At 55.2% G+C, this 21,770-nt stretch carries 23 protein-coding genes; 15 read left to right on the forward strand and 8 right to left on the reverse strand.

Going from position 1 to position 21,770, the window contains the following annotated elements; translation table 11 throughout:
* Positions 1 to 20: 20 nt before the first annotated feature.
* The gene (speD, locus tag MCP_RS08825) at positions 21 to 398 is read left to right on the forward strand and encodes an S-adenosylmethionine decarboxylase (protein WP_012900495.1); all 378 of its coding nucleotides are present in this window, start codon (positions 21 to 23) and stop codon (positions 396 to 398) included.
* Positions 399 to 1,018: 620 nt separating this feature from the next.
* On the opposite strand, the gene serS is transcribed toward speD, so the two are convergent.
* A complete protein-coding gene (gene serS, locus MCP_RS08830) occupies positions 1,019 to 2,284 on the reverse strand; it encodes a serine--tRNA ligase (RefSeq protein WP_012900496.1) in 1,266 nt (421 codons plus the stop codon).
* Positions 2,285 to 2,438: 154 nt separating this feature from the next.
* Between serS and MCP_RS08835 the strand changes: the two genes are divergently transcribed.
* Positions 2,439 to 3,158, forward strand: coding sequence for an MBL fold metallo-hydrolase (locus MCP_RS08835; protein WP_012900497.1), 720 nt, complete (start codon positions 2,439 to 2,441; stop codon positions 3,156 to 3,158).
* Here MCP_RS08835 and MCP_RS08840 read toward each other — a convergent pair.
* The 3 genes from MCP_RS08840 to MCP_RS08850 are packed head-to-tail and all read right to left on the reverse strand — an operon-like array spanning position 3,153 to position 5,301.
* Positions 3,153 to 4,436, reverse strand: a complete 1,284-nt coding sequence (locus MCP_RS08840; protein ID WP_231845045.1) for an alkaline phosphatase family protein — start codon at positions 4,434 to 4,436, stop codon at positions 3,153 to 3,155. The two genes, MCP_RS08835 and MCP_RS08840, sit on opposite strands and share 6 nt — an antisense overlap.
* A 34-nt stretch (positions 4,437 to 4,470) precedes the next feature.
* Complete coding sequence (locus MCP_RS08845; protein ID WP_012900499.1) at positions 4,471 to 4,875, reverse strand: NUDIX domain-containing protein; 405 nt, start codon at positions 4,873 to 4,875, stop codon at positions 4,471 to 4,473.
* A gap of 36 nt (positions 4,876 to 4,911) precedes the next feature.
* On the reverse strand, positions 4,912 to 5,301 hold the full coding sequence (locus MCP_RS08850) for a response regulator (protein WP_012900500.1): 390 nt from the start codon (positions 5,299 to 5,301) through the stop codon (positions 4,912 to 4,914).
* 150 nt (positions 5,302 to 5,451) lie between these two features.
* Between MCP_RS08850 and MCP_RS08855 the strand changes: the two genes are divergently transcribed.
* Genes MCP_RS08855 through hisS form a run of 6 tightly spaced genes read left to right on the forward strand, consistent with a single transcriptional unit; the run spans position 5,452 to position 10,281 of the window.
* Entirely contained in the window at positions 5,452 to 5,844 is a 393-nt protein-coding gene (locus tag MCP_RS08855) for a Mov34/MPN/PAD-1 family protein (RefSeq protein WP_012900501.1), read from the forward strand.
* Complete coding sequence (locus tag MCP_RS08860; protein WP_012900502.1) at positions 5,841 to 6,260, forward strand: adenylyltransferase/cytidyltransferase family protein; 420 nt, start codon at positions 5,841 to 5,843, stop codon at positions 6,258 to 6,260. The genes MCP_RS08855 and MCP_RS08860 overlap by 4 nt, the downstream gene beginning before the upstream one ends.
* A gap of 39 nt (positions 6,261 to 6,299) precedes the next feature.
* Complete coding sequence (gene argC / locus MCP_RS08865) at positions 6,300 to 7,307, forward strand: N-acetyl-gamma-glutamyl-phosphate reductase (protein WP_012900503.1); 1,008 nt, start codon at positions 6,300 to 6,302, stop codon at positions 7,305 to 7,307.
* Between the two features lie 5 nt (positions 7,308 to 7,312).
* Complete coding sequence (locus MCP_RS08870; RefSeq protein WP_231845046.1) at positions 7,313 to 7,795, forward strand: CBS domain-containing protein; 483 nt, start codon at positions 7,313 to 7,315, stop codon at positions 7,793 to 7,795.
* Positions 7,792 to 8,973, forward strand: a complete 1,182-nt coding sequence (argJ, locus tag MCP_RS08875; protein WP_012900505.1) for a bifunctional ornithine acetyltransferase/N-acetylglutamate synthase — start codon at positions 7,792 to 7,794, stop codon at positions 8,971 to 8,973. The genes MCP_RS08870 and argJ overlap by 4 nt, the downstream gene beginning before the upstream one ends.
* Before the next feature lie 9 nt (positions 8,974 to 8,982).
* Positions 8,983 to 10,281 carry a histidine--tRNA ligase gene (gene hisS, locus MCP_RS08880; RefSeq protein WP_128860010.1) on the forward strand — a complete coding sequence of 433 codons (1,299 nt, stop codon included), beginning with the start codon at positions 8,983 to 8,985 and terminating at the stop codon, positions 10,279 to 10,281.
* An 11-nt stretch (positions 10,282 to 10,292) separates the two neighbouring features.
* Here hisS and MCP_RS08885 read toward each other — a convergent pair whose 3' ends face one another.
* From MCP_RS08885 to MCP_RS08900, 4 genes are all read right to left on the reverse strand, one after another.
* Positions 10,293 to 11,900 (reverse strand): sensor histidine kinase, encoded by a 1,608-nt coding sequence (locus tag MCP_RS08885; RefSeq protein WP_012900507.1) that lies wholly within the window; start codon positions 11,898 to 11,900, stop codon positions 10,293 to 10,295.
* A gap of 11 nt (positions 11,901 to 11,911) precedes the next feature.
* The gene (locus MCP_RS08890; protein ID WP_012900508.1) at positions 11,912 to 12,922 is read right to left on the reverse strand and encodes an ABC transporter substrate-binding protein; all 1,011 of its coding nucleotides are present in this window, start codon (positions 12,920 to 12,922) and stop codon (positions 11,912 to 11,914) included.
* A gap of 159 nt (positions 12,923 to 13,081) precedes the next feature.
* Entirely contained in the window at positions 13,082 to 14,632 is a 1,551-nt protein-coding gene (locus MCP_RS08895) for a DUF790 family protein (protein ID WP_012900509.1), read from the reverse strand.
* Complete coding sequence (locus MCP_RS08900) at positions 14,632 to 15,993, reverse strand: DEAD/DEAH box helicase (RefSeq protein WP_012900510.1); 1,362 nt, start codon at positions 15,991 to 15,993, stop codon at positions 14,632 to 14,634. The genes MCP_RS08895 and MCP_RS08900 overlap by 1 nt, the downstream gene beginning before the upstream one ends.
* A 146-nt stretch (positions 15,994 to 16,139) precedes the next feature.
* Between MCP_RS08900 and MCP_RS08905 the strand changes: the two genes are divergently transcribed.
* The 7 genes from MCP_RS08905 (at position 16,140) to MCP_RS08935 (ending at position 21,749) form a co-directional block, all read left to right on the forward strand.
* Complete coding sequence (locus tag MCP_RS08905; RefSeq protein WP_012900511.1) at positions 16,140 to 16,397, forward strand: hypothetical protein; 258 nt, start codon at positions 16,140 to 16,142, stop codon at positions 16,395 to 16,397.
* 71 nt (positions 16,398 to 16,468) lie between these two features.
* Positions 16,469 to 16,870: a hypothetical protein gene (locus MCP_RS08910; RefSeq protein ID WP_128860011.1), complete on the forward strand. Its 402-nt coding sequence runs from the start codon at positions 16,469 to 16,471 to the stop codon at positions 16,868 to 16,870.
* A 423-nt stretch (positions 16,871 to 17,293) separates the two neighbouring features.
* Positions 17,294 to 18,445, forward strand: a complete 1,152-nt coding sequence (gene ftsZ, locus MCP_RS08915; RefSeq protein ID WP_012900513.1) for a cell division protein FtsZ — start codon at positions 17,294 to 17,296, stop codon at positions 18,443 to 18,445.
* 129 nt (positions 18,446 to 18,574) lie between these two features.
* Positions 18,575 to 19,129: a DUF3795 domain-containing protein gene (locus MCP_RS08920; protein ID WP_012900514.1), complete on the forward strand. Its 555-nt coding sequence runs from the start codon at positions 18,575 to 18,577 to the stop codon at positions 19,127 to 19,129.
* Positions 19,130 to 19,156: 27 nt separating this feature from the next.
* On the forward strand, positions 19,157 to 19,897 hold the full coding sequence (locus MCP_RS08925; RefSeq protein WP_231845047.1) for an ABC transporter ATP-binding protein: 741 nt from the start codon (positions 19,157 to 19,159) through the stop codon (positions 19,895 to 19,897).
* Entirely contained in the window at positions 19,897 to 21,351 is a 1,455-nt protein-coding gene (locus MCP_RS08930; RefSeq protein ID WP_012900516.1) for a hypothetical protein, read from the forward strand. Before MCP_RS08925 ends, MCP_RS08930 begins: the two co-directional genes overlap by 1 nt.
* Positions 21,348 to 21,749 carry a secondary thiamine-phosphate synthase enzyme YjbQ gene (locus MCP_RS08935; protein WP_012900517.1) on the forward strand — a complete coding sequence of 134 codons (402 nt, stop codon included), beginning with the start codon at positions 21,348 to 21,350 and terminating at the stop codon, positions 21,747 to 21,749. The genes MCP_RS08930 and MCP_RS08935 overlap by 4 nt, the downstream gene beginning before the upstream one ends.
* Positions 21,750 to 21,770: the final 21 nt, after the last annotated feature.

Consider the following 21,770-nt stretch of genomic DNA (forward strand, 5'->3'; position numbering starts at 1 on the left):
CTCAAGCGGCTTATTCTGCCATGAACAATAGATTCGCCCCGGGTGAAGAGATTTGGGGCTTAGAGGCAAGCCTTGACATTCATGGCTGTAACGGTAAGATCGACAATGCGGATGCGGTTAAAATTTATGTAGCCGAGCTCTGCGAGCTTATAAAGATGAAGCGGTACGGGCCCTGCCTGGTCGAGCGCTTTGGCGCCCCCGGCACTGACCTCGAAGGCCTCTCGATGTTCCAGTTTATCGAGACGTCCTGTATCAGCGGCCATTTCTCTCCCTCGACTAAGAGCGCCTACATAAACGTTTTCAGCTGCGCCGACTACGACCCCGAGGTCGTCAGGAAGTTCACAGAGAAATACTTTGGTGCCCACGATACGAAGATGCTGGTGAACCCCCGCAAATAAGCGGGCCAACAATTTATTATTCTCTTTTCTGTCGTTAGCGTTAGCTTTTTATGCCGCTCTAAGCCGAATAAGCGATCCCGAAGACTTTTTAAGCACAAAGCCACTCGTAGCGTGCCGGAAGCTACTCAAAGATTATAATAAACTATAGCTATCTCCATTTTTTTAATGTTTGTTTTCCTTCGTGTAATATATGCCTGCTTAGATATCGTTTTCTCACCACAAAGTCACAATGGCACAAAGGCTCACGGAGTTTATTTTAAATGTAAGTCACAAAGTTCACAAAGCCCGGTTCATTGGGTTATAAGGCACAAAGGGGACAATGGCACAATGGAATGAACATGCGAACACTTTTTGCCATCGTGCTATTGTCCCCTTTGTGCCTTATATATTCAAAAAGCATGCTCTGTGGGCTTAGTGACTTACATTTAAAAGAAAGCTTTGTGAAACTCTGTGACGTTGTGCCTTTGTGGTTCAAAACTGAGGGGAATGCACGTGAGTCGCACACATTGAACAAGAAAATAGAATTAAAAATATGGAGAAGAATTAAAAAATGCTTAGTGACGCTTTCAGACAGCTTTGAGAACTTTGAGCTGAAAACGTCTTCGTATAACTTATACTTTTTAGAGTGGCTTCTTGATCTCGGTGGCGCCGCCCATGTAGGGCCTGAGCGCCTCGGGGATCTCCACGCTGCCGTCCTCGCGCTGGTAGTTCTCCAGGATGGCGACGACAGTCCTGCCCACAGCCAGGCCGGAGCCGTTGAGCGTGTGGACGAACTTCGGGCCCTCCGGGGTACGGTAGCGGATGTTGGCACGCCTGGCCTGGTAGCTCTCGAAGTTCGAGCAGGACGAGATCTCCCTGTATTTGCCCTGTGCCGGCACCCAGACCTCGATATCGTACGTCTTTGCGGCGGAGAAGCCTAAGTCGCCCGTACACAGATTAATAACGCGATAAGGCAGCTTTAAAAGCTGCAGTATCTCCTCTGCGTCCCGGGTGAGCTTCTCGTGCTCCTCGTACGACGTTTCGGGTAAGGAGAACTTGACCAGTTCGACCTTGTTGAACTGGTGCTGGCGGATAATGCCGCGGGTATCCTGGCCGTGCTTGCCCGCCTCACGGCGGAAACAGGCAGTATATGCGGTCAGGTAGATAGGCAGGTTCTCCAGGTACTCGTCCATGTAAAGGTTCGTGACCGGGACTTCCGCCGTGGGGGCCAGGTAATAGCCGTCCGTGCAGGCGTACATGTCCTCCTTGAATTTCGGTAACTGGCCGGTGCCGGTCATGGCCTTCTCGTTCATGAGCACCGGGGGGAACACTTCTGTGTAGCCCTGCCGGGAGTGCACGTCCAGCATGAAATTGATCAGCGCCCTTTCGAGCTTTGCGCCCATGCCCTTGTAGACGGTGAAGCCTTCGCCCGATATCTTGACAGCCCGCTTGAAGTCGAGAATATCAAGGTCTTCGCCGATATCCCAGTGGTTCTTCGGCGTGAAGCCGAACTTCGTCGGCTCGCCGACGACACGCACGACGGGATTATCATTCTCATCTCTGCCGATGGGCGTCGTTGTGCTCGGAATATTGGGGATATTCAGCAATAGGTCCTGCATCCTGGATTCGTAGTCTCGGAGCTGCTCGTCGATGGCCTTGATGCGGTCGGAGATGCCACGCATCTCGTCGATCTTTTCCTTCGCATCCTGCTTCTCTTTCTTGAGTTTCGCTATTTCGAGGGAGACCGTGTTCCTCTGGTGCTTGAGCACGTCGCCCTCTTTTAAGGCCTCTCTCCAGGCCTTATCGTATTCTAAGAGCTTGTCGAGGGGCTCTGCGCTCGCGTGTCTCTTCGCCAGCGCCTCCCGCACGACCTCCGGGTTGTTGCGTACGAACTTTAGTTCCAGCATGTTAAGACCTGAGAGTATGCTATGCGTGGGGCGATATATAGCTTTTTATCGGTAAATGGTGAAAGAAAAAAATTAAGGTGCCACCCGCCTTTCCCCGTTGATGGCCCGCCAGCGATAAAGACAAAAGCAATGACGCAGAATAATATTGGTCATTATGCCAGTAAAAGCCATCAAGATCATAAAGCAGGGCAACTTAAGCTGGGAAGCGTTCGAGGAGCCGGAGATCCACATCATGGCCATGAAGCGCCTTACGGGGACAGGGGGCGGCTCCACGGTCACATACATCGAGTCGGACGCTAAAATACTGGTCGACACCGGTTTCGAATACGAGAGCGACCGCAGCGCTGAGAACGTGAAGCGTAATAAGAAAAACCTCGTCCACGCGCTCAAGGATATGGACCTGAAGCCTTCCGACATCGACATCGTTTTCATCACTCACTGGCACTACGACCACTTCGGTAACCTGGGCGCCTTTAAGAAAAGCCGTATCCTGGCGAGCAAGCCGCTGGAGGGCTTTAAAGTGGAGGCCGTAAAGGATGGTGAGGCTATCGCCGACGGAGTCCAGGTCGTATACACGCCCGGCCATACGGCAGAGCACGCGTCGCTGCTCCTTAAGACCGAAAAGCTCCGGTATAGTATGCGCAACGAGCGCGGCGGAGGCTCCATCATGGGCATAGGCAGCGTCGAGGTCGCCGTGGCGGGCGATGCCATAATAGCGCCCTCCTACTACATGATGGACCGGCTATGGGACCGAAACCCCAATTTCCACTCGACGGAAAAGGGGATCGAGAGCGTCAGAAAGCTGGAGGAGAAAGCCGACTATATCATCCCCGGCCACGGCGGCATCTTTAAGAACGTAAAAAAGGCTTCATAATTCCCATGCCAGGAATGGGATCTCCATTTCCTGTTTTGTGAGCCCGCCATGGTGCCCTAAAAAGTCGATCTCGAACAGGCCTTTCTCGTACCACCAGACGCAGTGGCCGTCGAAGGGCAGTATGACGAGGTTGCCAAGCCGCCCCGCCAGCACCGGCGATATGTGCCTGTCGCCGAAATAGCCGTTCTCGATAAGCTCCTTTATCTTTACGACTGCTGCCCGGTCACTTAGTTTATCCGTAAGCAAATGATAAGCATCGTCGAGGCAGTCGTCTTTGATGTAGAGGAACATGTCGCGACAGGAGCCGGCTGGAGCCAGATAACGCCCGCTCTTCGACATTTTTATCATATCCTTGATCCCGGGGAACTCAACATTCAGGTAGACGCACTTCGCCGGGTCGATAGTGGCCTGCCCGTGGTCGGCGGTCATCAAAAAGAGCACATTATCGACCTTATCCTTGACCCGGTCCCAGAATAGATGCTCAAGCGCCAGGAAAAACACCTCTGCTTCGGCCATGGCCTCCTTCGAGCCCGGCCCGTATTTGTGGGAGAGCGAATCCACCTTATCAAAATAAAAGTAATAATAGGCCTTCGCGGGCTCATCGACCACCGCGCGGGCCAGGTTCACCAGGCCATCGGCCACGGATAAAAAGCCATAGCGCTTTGCCCCGTCGAAGACGATATCCGTATACTCGGATTCTGCATACTCCGAGTCCTGGAACGAGAAGCACCGGACCCCGTGTTTGATCAGCTCTCGATACAGGCTCTGTTTCGGGTATATGGCTTCAGGCGTCACGGCTTTATCATCTTTTAAAGAGTCACGCTCACGGATGCACTCGCCATACGAGTAAAGGAGAGGGGAGATGATCTCTCCCGCCACGGGCTCATAATAGAACCACTCGAAGAGGCCGTGCTGTGCAACACTGACGCCCGTATTGAGAGTAGTGACATTGCAGGCCGTCGTCGACGGGAACTGCGTGCCCAGTTGCATGAAATTACCCTGCCGGCGAAGCTCTCGAAGAAACGGGCTGCGGCCCATTAGATCCTTAAAATGGTCCAGGCCCAGTCCGTCTACCACAAAAAGAACGACTTTATCATATTTATTGGAAAGCCCTCCAAGCGCATCGTCGGGCAGCATTTGCGCAGGCGTTTCAGGGGTTAGCGCAGAAAGTATCGTGCCGGGGATAGACGGGAGACTGTAGGCGCCATAGGATGCGGGATCAACGAGATACGGGGATAGCCTCATGGTGACCTGTATAAAAGGACGTCTCCGGGGCATATAAGCTGCCCCAAAAAAATCGTGAAAGAAAAGGTCAATGAAGCAAATATTTCTTTACGAAGGGCACGACCCAGTCGACCATGTCCATGGAAAGAAGCTCCTCGACAGTAGCCCATGTAAGCCCTTCGTGCTCCTCGCTGATGGCCGGCGTGCCGCGAGCCTCAACTTCCAGGATGAGCTGAATAGCGTTCACGTGCGGCAGCTTCACCTCCGCCGCCCCGATATAGCGCTTGATATGCCCGCTCATGCCCGTCTCTTCCCGGACCTCCCGGACCAGGGCATCGTCGAAACGCTCGTTCCTGTCGACCTTGCCGCCTGGAAACTCCCACCTGCCGGGATAATTCCTGGACGCCATGGACCGCTTTAAAAGGAGAATGCGCCCGCTCTCATCGTAAATGACCGCCCGGACGGTCAACCCGTATGGCTTTGCCGACTCCATTCGAATCCCAGTAGCGGCTAATTCGGGCTGATAATATTAATTTTTATCGTCATCGAGGCGCTTTTTTAATGCCTGTTTGATCGCCCCGATGAACTCCGCCCTCGAGAATGGTTTCCTTAGTATGGAGGCCCCGGATAGCTCGGGCGGCATGTCCGAGTTATAGACCTGTTCGGCGGTAACGAAAATGATCTTTGCCCCGCGGTCGTACCGCCGGATCTCCCTCGCCGCCGAAATGCCGTCCAGCTCCGGCATATTCACGTCCATCAGGACGAGATCGGGCTTCTTTTTAAGCTTCTTGTACTTAATGACCGCGTCCCGCCCGTTGCCGGCCATGCCCGCTATATCGTACTTTCCCTGGACGGAAAGCATCTTTTTATACAGGCAAAGCAGCTCGATATTATCGTCTACGATAAGTAGCCTATCCAATCCACTCCAACCCCTTGTTTATATTACCCATATTATAACTGGGCCAAATATACATAAACTTTCCTTATTACCGTAGAAGCAATGGCTGTAAGTTAAATCTTAAGTACGAAAACTACATAGTAGTGAAAAAACGTTTACATATGTGATACCATGGCCCGAAGAAAAAACGTCTCCGGCATTGCCCGGGATGCCCTAGCGTTCATCCTTGAGGCGAGCAGGTCCACGCATCCCCACGAGTTCGCGGGATTGCTGCGCTCGGACGGCCGCCTCATATCCGAGGTAGTGCTGGTGCCGGGCACGACGTCGGACGAGGGCTCCGCGCGCATGCTACTGGACATGATGCCCCTCGATATGTCTATCGTCGGGTCCGTCCATAGCCACCCCGTGAGGGACCTCCGCTTCTCAGAAGCGGACATCGACATGTTCGGCGCCAAAGGCTATTACAATATCATCGTCGCTTATCCTTATACTGATAAAGACTGGGTTTGCTATAGCCCTGACGGGGAGAAGGTCAGCCTGCCGGTCGTGGAGGCAGACCAATGACACGGGTCGTGGCCACCGGTACCTTCGATATCCTGCACCCGGGCCATGTGCTGTACCTGAGCGAGGCAGGAAAGCTGGGCGACGAGCTCTATGTCATCGTGGCCCGGGATAGCACCATAAAGCATAAGCGCAAGCCTCTCGTGCCCGAGAACCAGCGGCTCTTCATGGTAAGAGCACTAAAATGCGTCGACCACGCGATGCTGGGCAGCGAAGATGACATGTTCAAGCCCATCCGCGAGATCGACCCGGACATCATCACTATCGGCTTCAACCAGCACTGGGACGAGGAAGCCCTGCAAAGACAGCTGATAGAGAGGGGGCTGAAAGCTAAAGTGGTGCGCATCACGAAGTGCGATACGGCGCCCTACGCGTCGAGCCGCCACATCAGGGAAAAGATAAAGGAAAGCGACTGCTAAAGCAGTGAAGTTAAATTCATCAATGGTGGAGAGTCTACTATGTTACGAGTCGGTATAATCGGCGGCACCGGATATGTCGGTGGCGAGCTGCTGCGGCTTCTGTGCGTTCACCCAAAAGCTGAGGTAACCGTGGTCACGTCCAGGAGCCACGCGGGAAAGCCCGTTGACGCGATGCACCCCAACCTGAAGGGCCTGCTGGACCTGAAGTTCGAAGACGTTGACCCGTCGGCCATCGCCCATAAATGCGACCTTGTCTTTACGGCCGTGCCCCACGGGGCCGCGATGAACGTGGTGCCCGGATTAGTGGATGCCGGGCTTAAGGTCATCGACATGAGCGCGGACTACCGGCTGCCGGCAGATGTGTTCGAGTCGGTCTACAATAAGAAGCACGCCGACCCAAGGCCGACAGTCTACGGCCTGCCCGAATTACATGCAGAAGAAGTGAAGAATGCCACAGTAGTAGGCAACCCCGGGTGCTACCCGACAGGGGCCATACTAACGGCAGCTCCGCTGGTAGCGGCAGGGGTCGTGGACCGCATCGTGTTCGACTCCAAATCCGGCATATCGGGCTCGGGCCAGGAGCCCAGCGAGACCACGCACTACCCGAACGTCGCCGAGAACGTCCGCCCCTATAACATTACCACGCACCGCCATAAGTCGGAGATCGACCAGGAGCTTCGCGCGTTAAACAATAAAGTGAAGATCCACTTTACTCCGCATGTCATTCCATCGGTCAGGGGCATCCTGACCACGGCACACGCATTTATCAATAAGCCGCTCACCGACGACCAGGTGCGGGCCATTTACAACGAGTTCTACGCCGGGAAGCCATTCATTCGCATGAGCAAGCCAACGCTGGCCAACGTGCGAGGCTCCAACTTCTGCGACATCGCGTTCGAGATCGAGAAGGGCACCGACCGCATCGTGATCGTCTCCGCGATCGACAACATGGTAAAAGGCTCGGCCGGCGAGGCCATACAGAACATGAACATCATGTACGGCTTCGACGAACGCACAGGCATATGGATGAGCGGGCTGCCCCCGTGAGGTATATGATGAAAGTTTCCGAAGTCATGACGAAGGACGTCATCACCTGCAGGCCGTCCGACCCCGTGGACGGCGTCGTAAAGCTGATGAGCGAGAAGGACATCAGCGGCCTTCCTGTCGTGGACGGCGAAAAGGTCGTCGGCATGGTGACCGAGGCGGATATCATGCGCCTGCTGGTCGTCCCCGAGCCTTCCCGCACGCTGTGGATGCCAAGCCCCCTCGAAGTATTGATCGAGATACCGTTGAAAGAGATCATTCAGCTCAGGCGCCTGCAGCAGTCCGTCAAGGACGCGGGCGGGCAGAACGTCGGCAGCATCATGCAAAAGGATGTCCTGTCCATATCCCCGGACGACGACATCGAGGATGCGGCCTCGGCCATGGTGAAGCATAAGGTTAATAGGCTGGTAGTCCTTAAGGATGGAAAGCTCGTCGGCATCATTACTCGTGATGATATCATCCACGGGCTCGGAGGATCTGCTAATACATGAAGACCATTGAGGGCGGCATTTGCGCCGTTAAGGGCGTCAGGGCTTACGGCATTAAAGAGGGTAAGATGGGTCTTGCGGTCATGCTGGCCAAGGGTCCGGCGGCCGCTGTGTTCACGTTGAATAAGGTCCGTGCAGCCCCGGTTTTAGTCACGAAGGATCACCTGAAAACGAATGGTGCCCTTTTTAATGGCATCATCGCCAACAGCGGCTGCGCTAATGCTTTTACACATGAGCAGGGCATCAAGGACGCCATCGGGATGGCGAATATCTTGGCAGCCCGGCTTAACGTAGATCCCCATACGATCGGTGTTGCATCGACGGGCGTCATCGGCAGGCCCCTGAACATGGCCTGGATCAAGGACCACTTTAACGAAGTCTTCGAAAAGGCATGTACGGGCCCCGAGTGCAGCCTCGCTACCAACAAGGCCGTCATGACCACCGACCTCGCGCCGAAGTCATACGCTGTCGAAATAGAAGGCGGCGTCCGCATCGGCGCCATCGCGAAGGGCTCCGGCATGATCGAGCCCAACATGGGCACCATGCTATCATTCATATTTACGGACGCGGACATACCCCACGCCTCATTGCAAAAATGCCTGAAGAAGGCCGTGGACAAGAGCTACAACATGGTCGTCGTGGACGGCGATACGAGCACGAACGATACGGTCACGCTCATCGCTACCGGCGAAGCCGGTAAGCCTAAAATGAAAAAGTTCCAGGAAGGCCTGGAAAAGGTCTGCATGGAGATCGCCAAGAAGATAGCCCGGGACGGAGAAGGTGCCACGAAGCTGATCGAAGCTACGGTCGAGGGCGCCAGGACCGTCAGGGATGCCAGGAAAGGGGCAAAGGCCATCGTGCGCTCTCCGCTCTTTAAATCGGCCGTCTACGGCACCGACCCCAACTGGGGCAGGGCCGTATGCGCCATCGGCTACTCATCCTGCGACGTGGACCCTGCCAGGGTCACGCTCATCTTCTCGAATGGCAAGGAATCGGTCGCGCTGGTCGATAACGGCATGCCGAAGAGCGACGAGGCGACGCTGGCAAAGGCCAAGGCCATCATGGGCGGCGATACGCTCTACGTGACCGCCAGGCTCGGGCTGGGAAGGGCGAAGGCGACCGCATGGGGCTGCGACCTGACGCACAAGTACGTCGACATCAACGCCTCGTACACGACTTAAGGGATGTTCATGAGATTTCAATCGCTCAAGGGGTTCAGGGACTTCTATCCCGAAGAGATGTCCGCCCGCCGGAAGGTGCTGGACAAGATCTTCGAGACTGTCCGGCCTTACGGTTTCCGTGAGGTAGACTCGCCGAGCCTGGAAATGCTGGAATTGTTCCGGGTTAAAAGTGGCGACGAGATACTTACTCAAACCTTTAATTTTGCGGACAAGGGCAAACGTGACGTGACTCTCATCCCCGAGCTTACTCCGACGATGGCCCGCATGGTCGTTGAGCGTGAGAAGTCGCTTAAAAGGCCGATAAAATGGTTCTCGATGCCCAAGATGTGGCGTTATGAGGAGCCGCAGTCGGGCCGCCTCCGCGAGTTTTACCAGCTTAACGTGGACATTTTTGGCGTGCCGGGGCCTGAAGCGGATGCCGAAGTACTGGCGGCCGGCATCGATATAATGTTAAAGCTGGATCTCGAAGGGCAGTTCATTTTTAAGGTGAGCGACAGGAGGCTCATGCAGGGCGTGCTCGAGAGCATGGGCATCGCGGACCGGAGAGAAGCCGTCTTCGCCGCTATCGATAAGCGCTACAAGGTCACGCACTCCGAGTTCAAAGAATTACTTGCCAAAGCTGACCTGGACGATCTGAAGATCGGGCAGCTACTATCGATCCTGGACTCCAGGGGCCCCATGCTTGAGGCCCTCCAGAAGCTTAGGGGCTTAATATCTTTAGAGAACGAGCAGACCCGGGCGGGCTATGAAAGCCTGGAAAAGCTGACAGACCTCCTGGTCATGTACCACATGGAGCAGTACTGTGAGCTGGACCCGTCGGTCATCAGGGGCCTGGCATATTATACTGGCACTGTGTTCGAGTGCTATGACACGAAGGGCGAGCTACGAGCCATATTCGGCGGCGGGCGCTACGATAAGATCATCGAGCTGTTCGGCGGGGAGCCGATGCCGGCCGTGGGCTTCGGCATGGGCGACGCAGTGCTCGAGATCCTCATGCGCCGTGCAAAAGTGTGGCCCGAAGAGAAGCTTACGACGGATTATTTCATCCTTACGACTTCAGCGCAGTACATGGAAACTGCACTGTTTTTGGCGCAGGCGCTGCGTGAGAAGGAATTTATTGTAGAGACTGACCTGCTGGGCCGCAACTTCGGCAACCAGATGAAGTACGCCAACAGCATAGGCGCAAAGTACGTACTCATCCTGGGCGAGAAGGAGATGGCCGGCGGACAGGTCTCGGTCAAGGACATGAAGACCGGGGAACAGCGGACCGAAGAGGTCATCAGGTTCCTGGATAGCGTGACGAAATAATCGAACGACGATCATTTTTCTATGGCAGGCAGCATGACCACGAACTTGGCACCCTTCGTATGGTCGCCGGGCACCCGGTCCTCCACCCATATACGGCCATGAAAATCGCGCACGAGCGTCTTCACCAGGTAGAGGCCCAGGCCTTTACCCTTAGCCCGGGTATTGCCGCGCTCGAACCGGTTGAAGACCCGGGTCTTCATCTCATCCGGTATGCCGGGGCCATTATCCTCGATGATGACCTTGTGATATCTCTCGTCGATGCCGTAGACGTGGGTCTGGGTGATATCGATCTCCAGGGGCTTGACCGCGTCCGAATGCTTGACCGCGTTCCCGACGATGTTGATGAACACGTCCTTGACCAGCTCCGTAGCCAGGACATGGCTCTCTGTCGGCGTATAATTGATGGTGATGCGGCGGCCGTTGACCCGGGAGAACTGCTCCTTTACGCTCTCGAGAATTTCCCTCAGGTCGATGGGCTGGAACTGGAATTCCATAGACCTTGCCGACCGGATCTTTCGCACGTTATCGATGAGGCGGGTGCTGTCCTGGATCGACATGAGGGACTTTTCCAGGAGCTCGGCATCCTCCTTCTCGATCCTGCCCTCCTCCTTCAATGTATCGAGGGCGATCTCCAGGTACCCCATGCTCACCTGGTTCATGTTATTGATATCATGGCCCATAAGGTCCAGATACAGCTCGGCCTGCGCACGGGCTTCGGCCAGTCCGGCTTCGGCACGCTTACGCTCTTCTATTTGCCTTAAGAGCTCCTCGTTCTTGGAGCTGAGCTCCCGGGACTGGGCTTCAAGCGTCTCCTTCTTTTCCTGTAAGGCTTTTTCAGTCTGCATACGCCGGGAGATCTCGTTCTCCAGGTCCATCTTTGAAGCGGTAACGGCTTTCAAGCGAGTTACCATCCGGTTAAATGAGCTCGTCAGGTCTCCGATCTCATCATCGGGGTTTTTCACCGGGATGACATGGTCGAGATTACCGGAACCGATTATCCTCGTTCCCGCCTGGAGATCTGCGATCGACCGGACCGTGTTCCCGAAGATCAATAGATAATCGATCAACAGAAATACGATAAACGCCCCCAGCATAGTGAATATCAGCAGCGTATTCGTTTGCTTTACTTGATTTTTTTCGTCGCCTATCATATGCGACAGGCGGGAGGTATCGTAGGCGATCGCCTGCGTTTGGACCTCGATCCGGCTCCACGATATACGGGCATAGGCCAGGTCATCGGCCGTATTATCGTTTTGATGCGCGCTCCGGATAGTCGACGCCACATCGTTGAAGACTTCCTTCAGCCGCTGCTGATTCGCCCGGATGCTATCGAGAAGCACCTGCTGCTCGGGGGTGTCCACGGATATATTCATTATATCATCCGAGAGCGCAGCATATTTTGAGTTCCATCGGTTTAGCTGCGGGCTTTCCGGGTGCAGGAGATAATCATTCGATAGATAGCCAAGCTCACCGGCCCCGAGCTGAATGGAATTGACAAGCTCTTCCTGCTTGCTCAACCTATCTACCTGCTGATCCGTGAGTATCACCGATGTGGTGATCACGATCAGAGCTAAGATAAAGAGGATTATGCTCAGTATCAGCTGTGTCCGGATCTTCATGGTTCCTCGGTTCAAATTACGATATTAACCGACTCAGGCTTAACCGCATTCATGCCAGTGAGATAGATATTGTCCTGATAGTCGGGGACCACGTTCACGTCGGTGAGACCATTATTGATCATCCACCGCCCTTCATCGTCCATGGCCACGATGAGCGACTGGTCGAGCGAGAGCCCGAACTGGGTGTTATTCCATACGGACGCGACATACTTATCGTCCGCGTTCAACCGCTTTTGTACGATCGTCTTCGATTCGGCGGTATGGTATATCGTATATTTTTCCGCCCGGTCGATCGATCTCAGGAATCGGTTGACGAGCTCCGGATGCTGTGCCGCCCAGTCATCCCTGCATATCGCGTTCCAGTATCCTAACTGGCCACTTTGGGCCGGCCAGATGGTCGCATTGGCCCCCAGCTGATCTTTAATGGGTTCAACATAGGGCTCCCATACGATGATCGCGTCGACCGACCCGTTTACGATGGCGTCGGTATATTGTGCCGGCCGGACATCGACGAGAGTTACTTCCGGCAGGTTAATGGCCCGCAGCTCGAGATATCGGCCGAGATAAAATTCCCCCGAGGTTCCCCGGGCAAAACCGATCCTTTTTCCCCGGAGGTCGGAAAAATTCTCGACGCCCCGGTCCTTTCTGCCGATAATATAATGGGTCTGGTATTTTGCGATACTGCCGATGCTGCAAATTTTTTCCCGGTTCAACGCCTTACCGACCAGGACGATCTCGGTGGCTACCGCAATATCACTATTACCCTTCAGCATGTCGTCGACGGCATACAAGCCGGCATCATACTCTTTTATCGTTACGTTAAGGCCGATATCGGTAAAAAAGCCCTGATCGTCAGCGATATAGACGAGCGCGGAAGAATCGAACATCCGCGGGACCCCGATGGTTATCGATTCGGGCGGACCCGCATCGAGCTTTTGCGAGCTCTGAACATACCATGCGGCGTATACCGATGCCGCAATAACGGCGATGACAATGACGAGAGCGATGATGAACTTTTTCATGTTCGTACTCCAAGCCCATATACCCATATACCGATTATCCTAATACATTTTAATATTATTGGACTAAATGCTGGATATACTATTATAAATAGTTTATAATAAACTTATTAAACCCCGATACTGACATAAAACAATAAAGATCGGCTATCCGTCATCCCGTTACCTTATTTGCGGCGCCTTATAGATCACGGCATTTTCGGGGTCCAGCCCGCTCCACTTGACCGTATAGCCGAGGATATTCAAGACGGGATCGACGGCCGTAACGCTCTTCGAGCGGATCTGCGCGGAAGCCTGCGAATAAGGCATTTTGGCGGACAGTGACGTACGGATCGATCTTAGCAGTCCATCGGAGAGCAGCTCATCGCCGGCCAGCGTATAGCCGGCCACGCCGCGCTCTTCGATATACCTGCGGACGGCATCCGCGCCGATGCCCGTTTTGGATACGATGTCCTCGAGGCGGACGATGTCGCCTTCCGGCGACAGCCCTGAGGCGTCCAGCTTTGCCACGCCATCGGCCACTTTTCGCTCATCCCAGACTTTGAGCCGGTCCAGCACTTCCTTCAGCGGGATCTTCCTGTCGAAGAGGATGACGTTCTCCGTGATGCCCTTGAAGGCGTCGCACGAGGACCGCGTGCTGGCAAGCACTATCAGGTTGACGTCTTTTAGTTCGCCGAGCTTCGCCACCTTTCGCTTTAAATATTCGGCCGTCCAGAAGCCGGCGATCTCAACGTAGACCCTTGTGCCGTCCTTTTCCAGTAAAAAGTCGGGTATGTACAGGTAGCGTCCGGCTATGAGCGGCTCCGGCTCGCGGACAATGGTCCATCCCGTGCCGGCGTTCGCGAGCGAATCATAAAAACGCTCCTCGGGCTCACTATCGAATTCCAGGTCTTCATAAGTCCCCGCCGCGTCCCCGAAGAGATGCCCGTGCGCATGCTCGCTCATGCTGAACCGGTACAGCCGGGGGTTGCCATTGAAATCCTTACGCACGATGGATGCGTCCATTCCCCAGCCCGGCGAGGCGACGATGAACGGCAGCAGCTTTGCCAGGGAAGTGCCATACCGCTCAGTAGACTTAATGGCGGACAGCGGCCCGTCTATCGTGATGTCGAGCCTGCCCGTATCATACCCTGCCGTATACATGAGGCCCAGGCGCTTCACGGACCGCAGGACTTCCTTATGCTTCGCTGAAGCCTTGAACCTCATTTCCGTGGCCTTGAACAAGAGGGTCTGGGCCAGCGAAAGGTTGTATTCTTCTAATAGCGCCACTGGCTTCGGAGGGTTGAAGCGGCTGATGATCAGCTCGCTCTCCAGGTCGGCGAACATCGATGCCTCTGCGGCTTCCGGCGACAGGCCCAGCTTTTCGGCAGCGGCCGCTATCGCCTTTGACCGCACTTCGGGAGTCAGCGCAGGGGATTTTACCTGCGTAAAGACCTCCCGCCGGACCAGCTCAGGGGAACCGGCGCTATCAACGGTAAGAGTACACCGCCGCTCCAGCAGCGCCACAAGCCCCCGGACAAGGCGATAATCGAAGCCCTGGTCCTCCATCTCCGCCAGAATATCCTTCAGCTCGCCCAGCTTCTTTCCGGTATGGTCACTGAATGCCTGGATGATGTCCTCTGCGAGAGCCAGGCTATCGCCGTCAGCCTCGACGAATGCGGGCATGATGCGGTCGCCCTTCACCCGGGTCTTCAGCAAGTCAGCGCTAAGCATTAGCGCTCCACCTCTTCAGCATGAAGAGCCTTATGCCTTCGATAAGACGTATCGACCTCGTTGGTGCTGCCCGACACGATCTCGTAGAGCACGGCCTTCTTATCGCCCTTTTTTCGCAGGATGCGGCCCAGGCGCTGGACGAACTCCCGCTTGCTTCCGCTGCCGCTCAGGATGATGCCCACGTTGGCGTCGGGCACGTCCACGCCCTCGTCCAGCACCTTGGACGTGACGAGCGCCCGGTAGTTGCCGGCCCTGAACTCCGCCATGTTCCGGCTGCGCTCGTCCTTGCCGGTCGTATACGTGATGAACGGTATGAGGAACTGCTTCGAGATCCGGTATACCAGGTCGTTGTGCTCGGTGAAAATGATGATCTTGTCTTCGGGCCCCGCGTGCTTCTGCAGCACATCGGCCAGCGCCTCTAACTTGGAAGACGAGTTGAGCGCCGTAACGCGGGCCCTGTGACGGGCCAGTATCGCCTCCCTGGCCCCTTTATCACGGCCGCTCCTCATGACCAGGCGCTCGAAATCCCGGGGCGTCCTCAGTATCAGGTTATTATCCCGCAAATAGTTCTTGTAAATGTCCATGTCCCGAAGGTATTGCTCCTCTTCGTCCGCCGTAAGCTTCACGTAGATACGCCGGAGGTCGAATGGGGCGAGATGTATCCCCTCCATGCTCTCCACGTTGCGCTCGAAGACCTTGCCGCCCACCAGCCTGGGTAATTCTTTATGGCGCCCGTCCTCGCGCTCGTACGTAGCGGTCAGCCCCAGCCTCGCCGGGCAGGCGAACATCTCGGCGATGCTCATGTACCCCGGCGATGGCAGGTGGTGGACCTCATCGAAAACGACAAGCCTGAACTTATTACCCAGCTCGGCGGCCCGGATATATGCCGTATCATAAGTCGCCACGGTTACAGGCCCTAAACGATGCTCATCGCCGCTGTAAACACCAGTATCGATGCCGAACTCATCATCCAGGCGCTCCTTCCACTGGGCCAAAAGGTCCAGCGTAGGCACGATAACGATGGCCGGGCTCGCTAAGGAAATGGCTTTCATGGCGACGTGCGTCTTTCCCGAGCCCGTCGGAAGAACCACGATACCCCACGAACCGGCCCGGTCCCACGCCTGGACGGCACGCTCCTGGTAGTCACGAAGCACCGTCCTCATGGTCAGCACAGGCGATGGCACGAGGTCGAGCACGTCGTCCTTACAGGAAAAACCGGACGAATCCACGTACGACCGGATATCCTTGTACAGGAAAGCCGGTGCCCGGTAAGCGCCCGCCCGCGAATCCCAGGCCGAGCCGGGCACCCGGACGTTGCCGTACACGAGAATAGTGCCCCGGTCGTAGGTGAGGTGTATCATCGTTACCAGAATGCGGGGTATATAAATAATCATTCTGGTCAGCGCCCGGTATTTCAGGGCACTGTACGCCGTTAATGGCCATAAAAAGGGGATATTTCGATAACTTTATGTCGGTAATAAGCGTATAGGCAGTAGAGGCGGGCAGTATGAAGATAATGTACAGGATATTGATCGTTGGAGTCCTGCTTGCGGTAGTGCTATTAACGTTCATTGATTATTTTGCCTTTCATGGCTCGATCGTATTAGGCGGCCTGGCGGACGGCCGGATCGTAAGCGTTCTGGATGATTTCATGGGCCTTTTCGAGGGGCCGCAGGGTAATTCCAACATTCTATACATGACCATCTTCGGAGCCTGCGCCACGGTGGGCATCGTCGCCATATTGTATAAGTTCATCAAGGGCTGACCATGTGATGTCGCCGACGCTTGCCGAAAGACCATAAGCTTTAAATGCATCGCGGGCTAATAGGAAATATCATGTTCGGCTTCGAGGAGTCAGACCCGGTCGTTGTCATCGGCAGAGCGCTGGGCGTTTCGGTCGTCATATCGGCGCTGATGCTGCTCACGAGCCTGGGCTTCATGTACCTGTTCTCGGGCATGAGCCTGCCGCTCTCCCTGGCCATCATCCTCGTGGTCTTTGCGATTTCTTTTATCGCTGCAACGGTTCTCCTGGATAAGGCGAGCAACGACCTGCTGGCCGCTTTCATGGGGGGCGCCGCCGTCGCCCTGAGCGTTACCGTGTTCGTCATCGCCCTGGTCTCCGGAGCATACTTTTTTATCGATAAGATGAAGATGCCGGGCCTGGACGTGCTCCTGACCGGCTTCGCCATATGCCTCATCGCCAGCCTGATCATAAATCGCCTGACGCTGAAGGTATAGTCCGCTGGAAAAATTTTGAACTAAATTCTAATTTATCCAAAAGTATACGCTTGCTTATCGACCGGTCCAGCAAGTATAAATATCTGTTAAAGCGTATATTAGCGTAGGGTTTGGATTGGAGTAGTTGAATGAGTAAAACTCATCGACACACGCTGATTTATCAGCGAAGGCCATCGATATGAGAGGCCTCGGATAATCTCCATTTTACACGCCCTTTCGGGCCGAGTCACTGGCCCACCCTCACATAAAATCGTCCGGTACTTACAAAACAGGGACGGCTTGAGCAAGTCAGCGAAAAAACGTTGTGAAAAACGCTTGAGGACGGAATGCTAAGATCGGGCAAAGGGCATCCACCCCAAACGGATGAAATGACCGCCCATAAAAGCATCCCGTCCATGTATAAATTTGGGGATGGGAAATACAATGGGAATAGATTCTGTTGTGCAAGAAGCACTGAAATACACGGAAATGGAACGTGAGTACAGGAACGACAAAGGGGAGAACACCGTAGGCAACGATTTCGAGGACTTCGGGCTGCCCCAGATCAAGATCGTCGGGTGCGGCGGTGCCGGTAACAATACCATCAACCGTCTATACAACATCGGCGTCAACGGCGCTGAGACCATTGCCGTCAACACCGATAAGCAGCACCTGGACGTCATCAAGGCCGACAAGAAGATCCTGGTGGGCAAGTCCCTGACCAGGGGCCTCGGCGCAGGCGGCTTCCCGGAGATCGGAAAGAGGGCCGCGGAATTAGCCAGAAGCACGCTGCAGGAAGTCCTGAAGGACGCAGACCTGGTCTTCATCACGGCGGGCATGGGAGGAGGAACCGGTACCGGCACGGCACCCATCGTAGCGCAGGTCGCTAAGGAGCAGGGCGCCATCGTCGTAGGCATGGTTTCCACGCCGTTCAAGGTCGAAAGGGCCAGGATGGTCAAGGCAGAAGAGGGTATCGCAGACTTAAGGTCGGCCGCTGACACGGTCATCGTGCTCGACAACAACAGGCTGCTCGAATATGTCCCGAACCTGCCCCTGGAGCAGTCGTTCTCCGTCATGGACCAGCTTATCTCTGAAACGGTCAAGGGCATTTCCGAGACCATCACGAGGCCTTCGCTCATTAACCTCGACTTCGCCGACGTTCGCGCTATCATGAACGCGGGCGGCGTCGCCGTCATGCTCGTGGGCGAGACCAAGAGCCAGGACAAGTCCGACAACGTCGTAAGGAACGCTCTCAACCACCCGCTGCTCGACGTCGACTACCGTGGCGCCACTGGTGCGTTAGTACATATCACCGGCGGCCCGGACCTGACGCTGAGAGAGGCGGAGAACATCGCCGAGTCGTTAACCTATGAGCTGGACTCCCACGCCAATGTTATCTGGGGCGCAAGGGTCCAGAAGGACTACGAGGGCAAGGTCAGAGTGCTCGCCATCATGACCGGCGTACAGTCGCCGCAGATCATGGGCAAGAACGCAAAGGGCTCCGCTATGGCATCGGACGAGATGCCGGCCGGCAGGATCCCGATGCGCGGCAACAACGCCAAGGCCTCTAAGTCCATCATCGACGTGATCAAGTGAAGGTGAACCCTTCACTTCCTTAAATTTTAAATTTTCGATATCCGTAAAAACGTAAAAGGGACGCCAAACCTTTTCTTTTTTAATTTAGAGTATGTTTTATTATTCGTAGAAGCCTATACTGTTATTCATATGGATATCCAGTACCCGGAGATCGGCATATGCGGCCTATCCTGCCGGCTGTGTCCCCGGTATCATACGGAGGGCGAGAGCCGGTGCTTCGGATGTAAGACAGAGTCGAGGATGGCCGCCGGCTGCCCGTTCATCACCTGTGCCATAAAGAAGAAACACGTCGAGTTTTGCGGGGATTGCGAGGACAGCCTCTCGTGCGATAAATGGAAAAAGCACCGGGAGGCCGGGAAGTCGCACGATTCGTTCAAGTGTTATCAAAAGCTCGAGGACGACATCGCCTGCATTCAAGAACATGGCATCCTGCAATTCGTCGAATCCCAGAAAGTACGTGAGGAATTACTGAAGGTCATGCTGCAGGAGTTCAACGAGGGCCGCTCTAAAAGCTATTATTGCATAGCCGCTACGGTACTTACTCCCGATGAGCTTCGTGATGCGCTGGAGGAAGCAAGGAGAAAGGCGGGCGGCGCAGATGTTAAGTCACGGTCTATTGCGCTTCATGCAGCGCTGGATAAGGCCGCGGCCGGTAAGGGTCGCATCCTGCGACTGAGAAAATAGGCCATACGGCTAATTATTTATCGAAGTATGGCTTACCATACGCTGATACGTATGGCGGCGATCACGACCAGGGGATTGGTTAAGAGGTATGGCAGCCTCGAGGCGCTGAGCGACCTGAACGTTACGGTGGAAGAGGGCGAGTCTTTTTGTCTGTTAGGGCCGAACGGGTCGGGGAAGACTACTACGATCGGCATCCTGACGGGCTCGCTGGCCCCCACGGCCGGGACTGCCATGGTCATGGGGATCGACGTCATGGCGGACCCGATAGGCGTTAAAAGGAAGATCGGCATTGTGCCTGAGATGGAATACCCTCCCAGCTTCCTGACGGTACGCGAGTATCTTGACCTGGCGTGCAGCCTCCGTAAGGTCGCCGACCCTAAACCTAAGATAGACAGGTGGATCCAGTTTTTCGGGCTGGAGAGCAAGGAGAACGTGCTCTGCAAGGACTTGAGCAAGGGTACAAAAAAGAAGGTCATGCTATCGACTGCGTTCGTTCATGAGCCGAAATTGCTCTTCCTGGACGAGCCGTTCCTGGACCTGGACCCCATTGTGCAGCGCAACACACGTGAATATTTACGCACCTACGTCAAGGAGGGCGGCACCATCTTCCTCTCGACACACATCCTCGAGATCGCCGAAAAGCTCTGCGACCGCGTGGGCATCCTCTATAACGGCAGGCTCATCGCCAGCGGCAGGCTCGCCGAGCTCAAGCATTCCCGGGAAAGCCTGGAGGACGTGTTCATGAGGCTGGTGGTGGAGGCCGCATAATGGAGTTCCGCCCGAATTTGTTCCTATTGCTCATAAAGGAGGAATACCGGGCGCAGTCCTCCATGTTCCGCAGCTCGTTCCTCGTCTATCCCCTCATGATGCTGACCATATCGCTCGTCATGGGCTTTATGCTCCTGCCGATGCGTACGGCCCTCTCCGTCAAGGATATCGTCATCGTGGGCCATGTGGGAGTCCTCGTCGCGGGCATGCTCGTGGGAGGCTTCGCCATGTTCCAGGACCCCATCCTCGAGCGGCGCATGGGCGGCATGCGGATGCTCCTGGGCACGCCCGGCACGCTGCCGATAACCTACAAAGAGATATTCTCGTATTTTTACGTCAAGGACATCGTCTACTACCTGCTCATTAACATTTTACCGGTGGTGCTGGGCGTTTACATATCCACGCTCTTCACGGGCCTGTACGTCAATTTATTTATGGCGACGATCACATTCACGGCGGCTTTCCTCATGGGCGTTTCTCTGACGTTCGCCCTTTCGACTATTCTAATCAGGAGCAGGGCTGCGCTGGCCGCTATCGGCGTCGCGATCATCGCTGTAGTTGCCTGGCTGTCCATGCAGTACGGCATACTGGACACGCTGGGGATGCTCGTGCCCCCGGCTGGCGCCTACCTTGATAATACGTGGGGCGGCGTCCTCATCGCTCTCGCCGTATTCGTCGTGCTCTCGGCGTTCTCGCTCCTGGCAATCCGCGAGAAGCCCGCCCCTGCCGCCGAAAAACGCTACACCAGCCACTTCCTGGAAACGGAGAGGCGCTTTTCCATCTTTGGAAAATATGGCACCCTGGCCGCAAAAGAGTGGATAGACCTCGTAAGAAGTGGCTCTCTAGGATATGTCATATTCAGCTTCCTCATCCCGCTATTATTCCTCTGGGGCTTCCTGTGGCTCTTCCCTGTCGCTCTCACCTTCCTGATGGGGGGAGCGATGATAAGCTTCGGCTTCAACACCATCTTCTACTCGGTCGTCATCGGGTTCTTCGCCTCTGAGCTGTATGGCTGGCTGAACCGGATGGATACGATAGAGTGCTACAAGACGCTGCCTATTAAAATGTCCGAGGTGATCAAGGCGAAGCTGATCATATTCATGATCCTTAACGTGGCAGTGTCCACCGTGTATCTGGCGCTGATATGCATAAGCAGGGGCGAGTACGGGCTCTTCCCGTACGCATTCTACACGATGCTCATGGTCTCGGGCTATGTGGCGGCCGTCATCGCCTACATGACCGGCGTTTATACGAACTCGCTATTGTTCGATTATAAGGTGCTTTTAACCTACTGGCTGGCCGTCGCGCCGGTGCTCATCGTGCTCATCCTTACGTCGTTCGCGGAGTGGCTGCTTTGGCCCGGCATTATCATCGCTACCGCCGCCGGCGCCATTGCATTATTACTGTTAAGAAGAATAGATGCTAAATGGGGACGGGAGGAGTTCAAAGCATGATATGGAAAGAAGTCGGTGTTCCGACGAGCATGAGAGCGCAGATGGTGGACGTGACGTCTCAAGTAGTCTCTGAGCTCGCGTCGAGCGGCATAAAGTCGGGCATGTGTTATGTTTACGTGCCCCATACGACGGCAGGCGTGACCATCAACGAGAACGCGGACCCCGACGTGGTCACCGACATCCTCAACGGCCTCGAAAGGCTCGTGCCCCTTAAAGGGAACTATCGCCATGCGGAAGGCAACTCGGACGCCCACATCAAAGCGTCGCTCATGGGATTTACTGTGGCGGTGCCGGTCATCGATGGCAGGCTTGCGCTGGGCACCTGGCAGGGCATCTATTTTTGCGAGTTCGATGGCCCAAGAAGGCGAAAAATGCTCATAGGGATCGAAGGAAAATAGCAACCATCAGGACCCCCGGGA

This window comes from Methanocella paludicola SANAE (assembly GCF_000011005.1).
GTDB lineage: Archaea > Halobacteriota > Methanocellia > Methanocellales > Methanocellaceae > Methanocella > Methanocella paludicola.

Excerpts from the sequence above, each read along its gene's own strand:
- MCP_RS08860 (WP_012900502.1), top strand. The coding sequence starts at position 5,841 with ATGACACGGGTCGTGGCCACCGGTACCTTCGATATCCTGCACCCGGGC.
- MCP_RS08890 (WP_012900508.1), bottom strand. The coding sequence starts at position 12,922 with ATGAAAAAGTTCATCATCGCTCTCGTCATTGTCATCGCCGTTATTGCG.
- MCP_RS08930 (WP_012900516.1), top strand. The coding sequence starts at position 19,897 with ATGGAGTTCCGCCCGAATTTGTTCCTATTGCTCATAAAGGAGGAATAC.
- MCP_RS08870 (WP_231845046.1), top strand. The coding sequence starts at position 7,313 with ATGATGAAAGTTTCCGAAGTCATGACGAAGGACGTCATCACCTGCAGG.
- MCP_RS08835 (WP_012900497.1), top strand. The coding sequence starts at position 2,439 with ATGCCAGTAAAAGCCATCAAGATCATAAAGCAGGGCAACTTAAGCTGG.
- MCP_RS08920 (WP_012900514.1), top strand. The coding sequence starts at position 18,575 with ATGGATATCCAGTACCCGGAGATCGGCATATGCGGCCTATCCTGCCGG.
- serS (WP_012900496.1), bottom strand. The coding sequence starts at position 2,284 with ATGCTGGAACTAAAGTTCGTACGCAACAACCCGGAGGTCGTGCGGGAG.
- ftsZ (WP_012900513.1), top strand. The coding sequence starts at position 17,294 with ATGGGAATAGATTCTGTTGTGCAAGAAGCACTGAAATACACGGAAATG.
- argJ (WP_012900505.1), top strand. The coding sequence starts at position 7,792 with ATGAAGACCATTGAGGGCGGCATTTGCGCCGTTAAGGGCGTCAGGGCT.
- MCP_RS08905 (WP_012900511.1), top strand. The coding sequence starts at position 16,140 with ATGAAGATAATGTACAGGATATTGATCGTTGGAGTCCTGCTTGCGGTA.
- MCP_RS08845 (WP_012900499.1), bottom strand. The coding sequence starts at position 4,875 with ATGGAGTCGGCAAAGCCATACGGGTTGACCGTCCGGGCGGTCATTTAC.
- MCP_RS08840 (WP_231845045.1), bottom strand. The coding sequence starts at position 4,436 with ATGCCCCGGAGACGTCCTTTTATACAGGTCACCATGAGGCTATCCCCG.
- MCP_RS08855 (WP_012900501.1), top strand. The coding sequence starts at position 5,452 with ATGGCCCGAAGAAAAAACGTCTCCGGCATTGCCCGGGATGCCCTAGCG.
- argC (WP_012900503.1), top strand. The coding sequence starts at position 6,300 with ATGTTACGAGTCGGTATAATCGGCGGCACCGGATATGTCGGTGGCGAG.
- speD (WP_012900495.1), top strand. The coding sequence starts at position 21 with ATGAACAATAGATTCGCCCCGGGTGAAGAGATTTGGGGCTTAGAGGCA.
- MCP_RS08900 (WP_012900510.1), bottom strand. The coding sequence starts at position 15,993 with ATGATACACCTCACCTACGACCGGGGCACTATTCTCGTGTACGGCAAC.
- MCP_RS08925 (WP_231845047.1), top strand. The coding sequence starts at position 19,157 with ATGGCTTACCATACGCTGATACGTATGGCGGCGATCACGACCAGGGGA.
- MCP_RS08885 (WP_012900507.1), bottom strand. The coding sequence starts at position 11,900 with ATGAAGATCCGGACACAGCTGATACTGAGCATAATCCTCTTTATCTTA.
- MCP_RS08895 (WP_012900509.1), bottom strand. The coding sequence starts at position 14,632 with ATGCTTAGCGCTGACTTGCTGAAGACCCGGGTGAAGGGCGACCGCATC.
- MCP_RS08935 (WP_012900517.1), top strand. The coding sequence starts at position 21,348 with ATGATATGGAAAGAAGTCGGTGTTCCGACGAGCATGAGAGCGCAGATG.
- hisS (WP_128860010.1), top strand. The coding sequence starts at position 8,983 with ATGAGATTTCAATCGCTCAAGGGGTTCAGGGACTTCTATCCCGAAGAG.
- MCP_RS08910 (WP_128860011.1), top strand. The coding sequence starts at position 16,469 with ATGTTCGGCTTCGAGGAGTCAGACCCGGTCGTTGTCATCGGCAGAGCG.